This window comes from Streptomyces sp. SID11385 (assembly GCF_010548245.1).
Classification (GTDB): Bacteria; Actinomycetota; Actinomycetes; order Streptomycetales; family Streptomycetaceae; genus Streptomyces.
In genome coordinates, this window is record NZ_JAAGLR010000782.1 from 1 (window position 1) to 7,683 (window position 7,683).

At 74.3% G+C, this 7,683-nt stretch carries 6 protein-coding genes; 1 reads left to right on the forward strand and 5 read right to left on the reverse strand.

The annotated features are described in order from the left end of the window. The coding region (locus G3I42_RS24055) for a S41 family peptidase (protein WP_239096635.1) at positions 1 to 2,585 on the forward strand (2,585 nt) is incomplete at its 5' end. 152 nt (positions 2,586 to 2,737) lie between these two features. On the opposite strand, the gene G3I42_RS37080 is transcribed toward G3I42_RS24055, so the two are convergent. From G3I42_RS37080 to G3I42_RS24075, 5 genes are all read right to left on the reverse strand, one after another. Beyond that, positions 2,738 to 2,911, reverse strand: a complete 174-nt coding sequence (locus G3I42_RS37080) for a hypothetical protein (RefSeq protein WP_203607248.1) — start codon at positions 2,909 to 2,911, stop codon at positions 2,738 to 2,740. Between the two features lie 100 nt (positions 2,912 to 3,011). Next, complete coding sequence (locus tag G3I42_RS24060; RefSeq protein WP_203607249.1) at positions 3,012 to 3,878, reverse strand: SDR family oxidoreductase; 867 nt, start codon at positions 3,876 to 3,878, stop codon at positions 3,012 to 3,014. Positions 3,879 to 3,946: 68 nt separating this feature from the next. Next, positions 3,947 to 5,050 carry an alpha/beta hydrolase gene (locus G3I42_RS24065; RefSeq protein WP_343244645.1) on the reverse strand — a complete coding sequence of 368 codons (1,104 nt, stop codon included), beginning with the start codon at positions 5,048 to 5,050 and terminating at the stop codon, positions 3,947 to 3,949. 29 nt (positions 5,051 to 5,079) lie between these two features. Then, positions 5,080 to 6,615, reverse strand: coding sequence for an NAD(P)/FAD-dependent oxidoreductase (locus G3I42_RS24070; RefSeq protein WP_164289215.1), 1,536 nt, complete (start codon positions 6,613 to 6,615; stop codon positions 5,080 to 5,082). A gap of 360 nt (positions 6,616 to 6,975) precedes the next feature. Then, on the reverse strand, positions 6,976 to 7,476 hold the full coding sequence (locus G3I42_RS24075; protein WP_164289213.1) for a peptidylprolyl isomerase: 501 nt from the start codon (positions 7,474 to 7,476) through the stop codon (positions 6,976 to 6,978). Positions 7,477 to 7,683 lie beyond the last annotated feature (207 nt).

Genomic DNA, 7,683 nt, shown 5'->3' on the forward strand with positions numbered 1-7,683 from the left:
TCTACTGGCTCACGCACCGCGACGGCCCGGCCCGCACCCTCGCGGACACGCCGGGGGTGCGGGTGCGGATGCCGGTGCTGTACGGGGGCGGGGCCTCGGTCGCGTACGTGAGCGACGCGGGCGGCGCCGACGGCATCGAGATCGCCCCACTGCCCCGCGCGGGCACCCCGGGCCCGGTGCGGCGCTGGGCGCACGGGCGGCTCGGGCTCGTCGAGGAACTGGTCGCCTCGCCGAAGGGCGACCGGCTCGCGGTCGCGACGCACGACGGGCGGTTGCTGCTGGTGGTGCCGCCCGCGAGCACTCCCGGCGGGGTGGCGGAGGCGGTTGGGGAGGCGGTTGGGGAGGCCGCTGCGGAGCCGACTGCGGAGGCCGCTGCGGAGAGCGGGGCGGATGCCGAGGCCGTTGAGACCGGTGAGAGCGCTCAGGCCGGTGGGGCCGGTGAGGCCGCCGCCTCCGAGGCTCACGAGCCGCCCGAGGCCCGTGTCGTCGAGGTCGTGCGGTCGTTCAACGGGCCCGTGCGGGATCTCGCCTTCTCGCCCGACGGGGCGTGGCTCGCGTGGTCGCACCCGGGGGTCGGGCGGAGTCTGCGGCAGATCAAGCTCGCGCGGATCGGCGAGGGGGACGGGCCGTTCTCGCTCATCGACGTGACGGACGGCCGGTTCGAGGACGAGAACCCCGTCTTCACGCGCGACGGCCGCTACCTCGCCTTCCTCTCCTGGCGCGGCTTCGACCCCGTCTACGACGTGCACACCGGCGACCTCTCCTTCCCGCTCGGCTGCCGCCCCCACCTCGTCACGCTCTCCTCGGCGACCCCCTCGCCCTTCGCGCTCAGCGCGGACGGCCGCCCGGCGGCCGGCGGACTGGACCCGGACGACCGCGCCCCGGGGTACGAGGGCGTCGTCATCGTCGAGGCGGAGGGGCTCGCGAGCCGCGTCACGCCCTTCCCCGTCCCCGCCTCGAAGTACTCCTCGCTCTGCCCCGTCGCGGGCGGCGGCGTCGTGTGGCTGCGCTGGCCCATCTCCGGCGCGCTCGGCCAGACCTTCGCCAACCCCGCCGACACCTCCACCCGCCCCACGCTCGAACACTTCGACCCCGCCCGCGCCCGCCGCACCCAGCTCGTCGACCACCTGGACGCCTTCGCCGTCAGCGGCGACGGCAGCCGCCTCGTCGTCGTGGACGACGGCGAGCTGCGCGCCGTCCCCGCCAACGACCTGCCCGACGACGCGGGCACCTCGTACATCGACCTGCGCCGCGTCCTCCACGAGGTCGACCCGCCCGCCGAGTGGCGGCAGGCGTACGACGAGGCCGGGCGCGTCATCCGCGCCTACTTCTGGGACCCCGGCCTCAGCAACATCGACTGGGACGGCGTGCTCGACCAGTACCGCCCGCTCCTGGACCGCGTCGCCTCGCCCGACGAGTTCGCCGACCTGCTCCGCGAGGCGTACGGCGAACTCGGCACCTCGCACGCGTACGTCACCGCCGCCCGCCGCAGCGAGGGCCCGCCCCACTACCAGCGCGCGCAGGGCCTCCTCGGCGCCGACTTCGCCCGCCGCGACGGGGCCTGGGAGCTGCGGCGCATCCTGCCCGGCGAGTCCTCCGACCCGCGCGCCCGCTCCCCGCTCGCCGGTACCGGCATCCGCGAGGGCGCCGTCCTCACGCACGTCGACGGGCGCCCCGTCGACCCCGTCACCGGCCCCGCGCCGCTCCTGTCGGGCGCGGCCGGCACCAGCGTCGAGCTGACCTTCGCCGCCGCCGGTGGCGGCCCGCCGCGCCGCGTCGCCGTCCTCCCGCTCGTCGACGAGCGCGCGCTGCGCTACCACGACTGGGTCGCCAAACGGCGCGCGGTGGTGCGGGAGTTGAGCGACGGGCAGTGCGGCTACCTGCACATCCCCGACCTCGGCGGCTCGGGCTGGGCGCAGTTCAACCGCGATCTGCGCCTGGAGATGTCGATGCCCGCGCTCATCGTCGACGTGCGCGGCAACGCGGGCGGCAACATCAGCGAACTCGTCCTGGAGAAGCTGACGCGCCGCATCATCGGCTGGGACCTCACGCGCGACGCCATGCCCGTCTCGTACGCGTCGAACGCCCCGCGCGGCCCGCTCGTCGCGCTCGCCGACGAGGCCACGTCCTCGGACGGCGACATGATCACGGCCGCGATCAAACTCCTCGGCCTGGGGCCCGTCGTGGGGCAGCGGACCTGGGGCGGCGTCGTCGGGATGACCGGCCGCCACCGGCTCATCGACGGCACGGTGGTGACGGTCCCGATGAACGCGGCGTGGTTCGACGCGTACGGCTGGGGCGTCGAGAACCACGGCGTCGACCCCGACGTCCCGGCCCTGCGCACCCCCCTCGACTGGGCCGAGGGCCGCCACGCCCAGCTCGACGACGCGGTCTCGCTCGCCCTGGAACTCCTGCGCTCCCAGCCCCCGGCGGAACCCCCGACGGTGGCGACCGTCCCGGACCGGGCCCGCCCGGAACTGCCGGGCCGGGAGGCGTCGGCGAGGCGAGGGGCCTCGGCGGGGCGGGAGGCGGCGGGGCCGGAGTCGGCGGAACGGGGACAGGGGGCGGCGCCGGAGCCGGCTTAGGGGGCGGGCTGGGCCTCGGTGCCCGCACGGGCCTCGGTGCCCGCACGCACGAGAGTGCCCGCACGCACGTGAGGAGGGCGGCGGCGGCCGTTTCCGGCCCGCCACCGCCCTCCGGTCAGCACCCGCGCGCTCACGCGCCGCGCGGGTCCGTGTCACTTGTCGTCGTCGTGGCCCATCTTCCCCCGCAGGTCGTCGGCCTTGTCCTGGCCTGTGTCGCGGGCCTGGTCCGAGGCGTCGGACGACTTCTCGGACGCCTGGTCCTTCGCGTCCTTCGCCTTCTGCTTGAGCTGATCGGCCTTGTCCTGGAACTGGTCCTTGATGCCCATGTAGCTCTCACTCCTCAAGAGGCGTGGGGGAAGAGAAGGGGGCGCCCCTGACGAACGCCCCGTCCCAGCCTGGCACGGGCGGACCGGCCTCGCATGTCGATCAGGCGCCGCCGCCCCTGCTCCGCTCGTCGGCCGCCCCACCGGCCCCCACCAGGCCCTTCGGCACCTGCGCGAGCCGCTCCCCGTACCGGGCCACCTCGTGCGCGCCGACCGTCCCGATGAGCATCGGCAGCGCGCCCCGTACCGACTGCATGTGCCGCAGCCACCACTGTCCGTACACGTGCGCCGAGCGCCGCTCGATGCCGTGCAGGATGCGGTCCACGGCCGGGCTCAGCGGGTACGTCTTGTTGGCGGGCCACGGCAGCCGGGCGCGCAGTTCGCGCATGACGTCGTCCTGGTCCGCGCCGCGCACCATGTCGGTGTCGGTCCAGCTCAGATAGGCCACGCCGACCTTCACGCCGAGGTGCCCGACCTCGGCGCGCAGGCAGTGCGCGTACGCCTCGACGCCGGACTTCGACGCGCAGTACGCGCTCATCATCGGGGCCGGGGTGACGGCGGCGAGCGAGGCGACCTGGAGCAGGTAGCCCCGGCTCTCGGCGAGCAGCGGCAGGAAGGCGCGCGCGGTCGCCGCCGCGCCGAGGAGGTTCACCTCGATCACGCGCCGCCAGGAGTCGGGGTCGGAGTCCATGAACGGGCCCCCGGTCGCGACCCCGGCGTTGGCGACGACGATGTCGACCTTCCCGAAACGTTCCTTCACCTCGGCGGCGACCCGCGTCATCGCGGCCTGGTCGGTCACGTCCGCGTACCAGTGGTCGCTGTCCGCGTACAGCCGTGTGGACAGGTCCTTGAGCGCCTCGGGCTCCAGCCCCACGAGCGCGACGCGGACCCCGTGCGCGGAGAGCTTGCGGGCGAGCAGTTCGCCGACCCCGCGCGCGGCCCCGGTGACGACGGCGACCTGTCCCTCCAGGGGGCCGGGGCGGCGACGGCGCTCGGAGCGCGAGGTGAGGGTGCGGCCGGTACCGGGCGGCTGAGTGCTCATGCGGACTCCTCGGCGGGCTTGGCGGGGCGCTTGGTGGCGGGAGGCTTGGCGCCGGGGGGCTTGGTGGCGGTCTTCGCGGTGCGGGAGGGGGTGGTCGGGGCGGGCGGGGTTTCGGCGGGGGGCTCCTCGGCGGGCGCGCCGACGTCCGCCCGTACCGCGTCCGCCCGTACCGCCTTCGCGCCCACGGTGTCCGCCCGTGCCGCGTCCGCGTTCGCCACGTACGTCGTCACCAGGTCCCGTATCGCCGCCGTCACCGCCGCCGGGCCCTCGATCGGCGTCATGTGGCCGAGGCCCGGCAGGGTCGTGAGGCCGAGGGAGTGCGGCAGCGCCTCGTCCATGAGGCGGGCGTGCACGGGCGGCGTGAGCTTGTCGGCGGAGCCGACGACGACGGCCGTGGGCGCCTCGATGGCGCGCAGCCCCGCCTCCTCGTCGAAGAGGTCGAGGACGCGCGACCAGCCGTGGCGCACCGGGGTCGGGCAGGCGTGCACGATCCGGGCGCAGGCGTCGACCTGCTCCGGGCTCGCCCCCGGCCCCATCACGCCGTACTTGAGCACCTTCTTGCCGAGCGGCGTGACGGGCCCGAGCGGCGCGCGCGCCCCGAGCACCGCGCCGGTGAGCCGCCTGCGCAGGGGGCTCTTCGGCAGCGGGAGGACGGTCGCCTCGCCCACGAGCCGGGCCGGACCGGTGGAGCAGAGCAGCACGGCGGCGGCGTGCTCGCGGAAGGCGGGGCGCGCGGCGGCGGCCATGAAGGTCATGCCGCCCATGGAGTGCCCGGCGAGGACGGCGGGTTCACCGGGCGCGAGGGTCGCTTCCAAGACCGCTTCGAGGTCGTCGGCGAGCGCCTTCGGGCTGTAGCCGAGGGGGCCGGGCGGCGCGGGGCTGCGGCCGTGGCCGCGCTGGTCGTAGGCGATGACGCGGTGGTCGGGGGCGAGCGCGCGGATCTGCGCGGCCCAGAAGGCGATCGAGCACGTCCAGCCGTGCGCGAGCACGACGGCGGGCGCGTCCTCGGGCCCGAAGACCTCGACGTGCACGAGCGAGCCGTCCGCCGAGACGACGCGCGGTTCGCGTACGGGCGCGGGCGGCACGTACGTACCGCGCACGGCGTGGCCGGGGTGGGCGAGCAGCGGGCTCACGCGGCCGCCACCTCCTTCGTGTCCGGGGTCGGTTCCGGCGCCGTGACCGCGCGCGGGGGCCGCAGCACGTCGTACTCCAAGAGGTCCACGCGCCGGGTCGCGGCGCGGAACTCGGCCGTCGTACCGGGCCAGATGGTCGTGTTGCGCCCGGAGGCGTCGAGGTACCAGCTCGTGCACCCGCCGGTGTTCCACACCGTGCGCTCCATACGGGTCTGGACGCGCTCGTTCCAGGCGTCGACCGAGGCGGGGCGGGGGTCGAGCGCGCTCCCCGGGCCGAGCACGTCGAGCTGGCGGAGGTAGTCGGCGAGGTAGTTCAGCTGGGCCTCGATCATGAGGATCATCGAGGAGTTGCCGAGCCCGGTGTTGGGGCCGATGACGGTCATGAAGTTCGGGAAGCCGCTCGCGGTCGCGCCGCGCAGCGCGGCCATGCCGTCCTTCCAGCTCTCGGCGAGCGTGTGCCCTTCGGCGCCGACGACGCGTTCGGCGATGGGCATGTCCGTCACGTGGAAGCCCGTGCCGAAGACGATCGCGTCGGCCTCGGCGGTCGTACCGTCGGCGGCGACCAGAGTGTTGCCCCTGATCTCGCTGAGCCCGGAGGCGACGAGGTCCACATTCGGCCGCGCGAGGGCGGGGTAGTAGGTGCTGGAGAGCAGGATGCGCTTGCACCCGATGCGGTACGAGGGCGTCAGTTTCGCGCGCGTCGCGGGGTCCTTGACGGACCGGTGCATGTTCGCCTTCGCGAGCCGTTCCACGAGCCCGAGTTCGTCGGGCCGCTTCGTGAACGCCTGCACCTGGAGTTCGCGGATGCCCCACAGCGCGGCGCGACGGGCGGCCGTCGTGAAGGGCAGCGCGCGGTGCAAGCGCCGCTCCAGGCCGCTGACCTCGCGGTCCATCCGGGGCATGACCCAGGGGGGTGTGCGCTGGAAGAGCGTGAGCCGCTCGACCTCGGGCTGGATCGCGGGCACGATCTGGATCGCCGAGGCGCCCGTGCCGATCATCGCGACGCGCTTGCCGCGCAGTTCGTAGTCGTGGTCCCAGCGCGCCGAGTGGAAGACCTTCCCGGGGAAGGTGTCGAGCCCCGGGATGTCCGGGATCTTCGGGTCGGAGAGCGGCCCTGTCGCCGAGACGACGATGTCGGCGGTGTACGGGCCCGAGGCCGTGTCCAGCTCCCAGCGCATCCGCTCGCCGTCCCAGCGCATGCGCCGCACCTCGCTGTCGAAGCGCAGGTGCGGGCGGAGGCCGAAGGTGTCGGCGACGCGCTCCAGGTAGGCGCGGATGTGCGGCTGCCCCGAAAAGGTGCGCGGCCACTCGGGGTTGGGCGCGAAGGAGAAGGAGTACAGGTGCGAGGGCACGTCACAGGCGCAGCCCGGATACGTGTTGTCGCGCCAGGTCCCGCCGACGGAGCCGGAACGCTCCAGGACGACGAAGTCGGTCACCCCCTCGCGCCGCAGCCGCACGGCAGCGCCGAGCCCCCCGAACCCCGAACCGACCACGGCCACCCGCACATGGGTGCCGCTGCTTGTCTCCGCCATCGACTTCGCCATCGAGCCGCCTCCCGCACTCTCCCGACGATGCTGCCAGCAATCACTGGCACGATCGGAGCGTAGAACAGACCCGTACTCATGGGTAGGGGTCGGACGGGACTTGTTACCGGCGGTAGGGGGCTGGGGGCCGGGGTGCGCGGGTGGACGGGCGCCGGGCAGTTCCCGCGGAATGGCGGGGCGGCCAGTAACAGCGACGGGCGCCGGGAACGCGGGAGGGGCCGGAAGCCGTGAGGCCCGGGAACGCCGGAGGCCCGTACGCGGCGAAGGCCGGCCCGGAACGCCGAGGGGCGGACAGGCACCCGCGCCCGCCCGCCCCTGCCGCGCCGTTCAACGCGAGGTGAACCGCCGTCAGCCGACGATCTCGGCCCGCTCGATGACGACATCGTTCTTCGGCACGTCCCGCATCCCGTTCTTGATCCCGGTCGGCACCACCTTGATCTCGTCAACCACGTCCCGCCCCTCGACGACCTGGCCGAAGACCGCGTACCCCCAGCCCTGCGGGTTCTTGCCGCTGTGGTTGAGGAAGTCGTTGTCCGCGACGTTGACGAAGAACTGCGCCGTCGCGGAGTGCGGGTCGTTCGTCCGGGCCATCGCCACGGTGTACGTGTCGTTCTTCAGCCCGTTGTCCGCCTCGTTCGGCACGGCGGCCCGCGTCGGACGCTGCACCATCTTCGCGTCGAAACCGCCGCCCTGCACCATGAAGTTGTCGATGACGCGGTGGAAGATCGTCCCGTCGTAGTGCCCGTCCTCGACGTACTGGACGAAGTTCGCCACCGTCTGCGGCGCCTTCTCCGCATCGAGCGCCAGCACGATGTCCCCGCGATTAGTGGTCAGCTTCACCTGTGTCATGCGGCTCTCCTTCGGTCCAACCGGAACAATCCCCGCATTGTGCCAGCGCCGGGGCGGGGCCCCCTCCCCCCTCCCCCACCCCGCCCCACCCCCACCACCCCTCCGCCCCGCATAAGGTGCGCCACGTGGACGACCACCCGACAACCAACCCCACCCCGCCCCCCGCCCCGGCACACGGGCCGCGCCCCGCAGCGGCGGCCGCCCCCA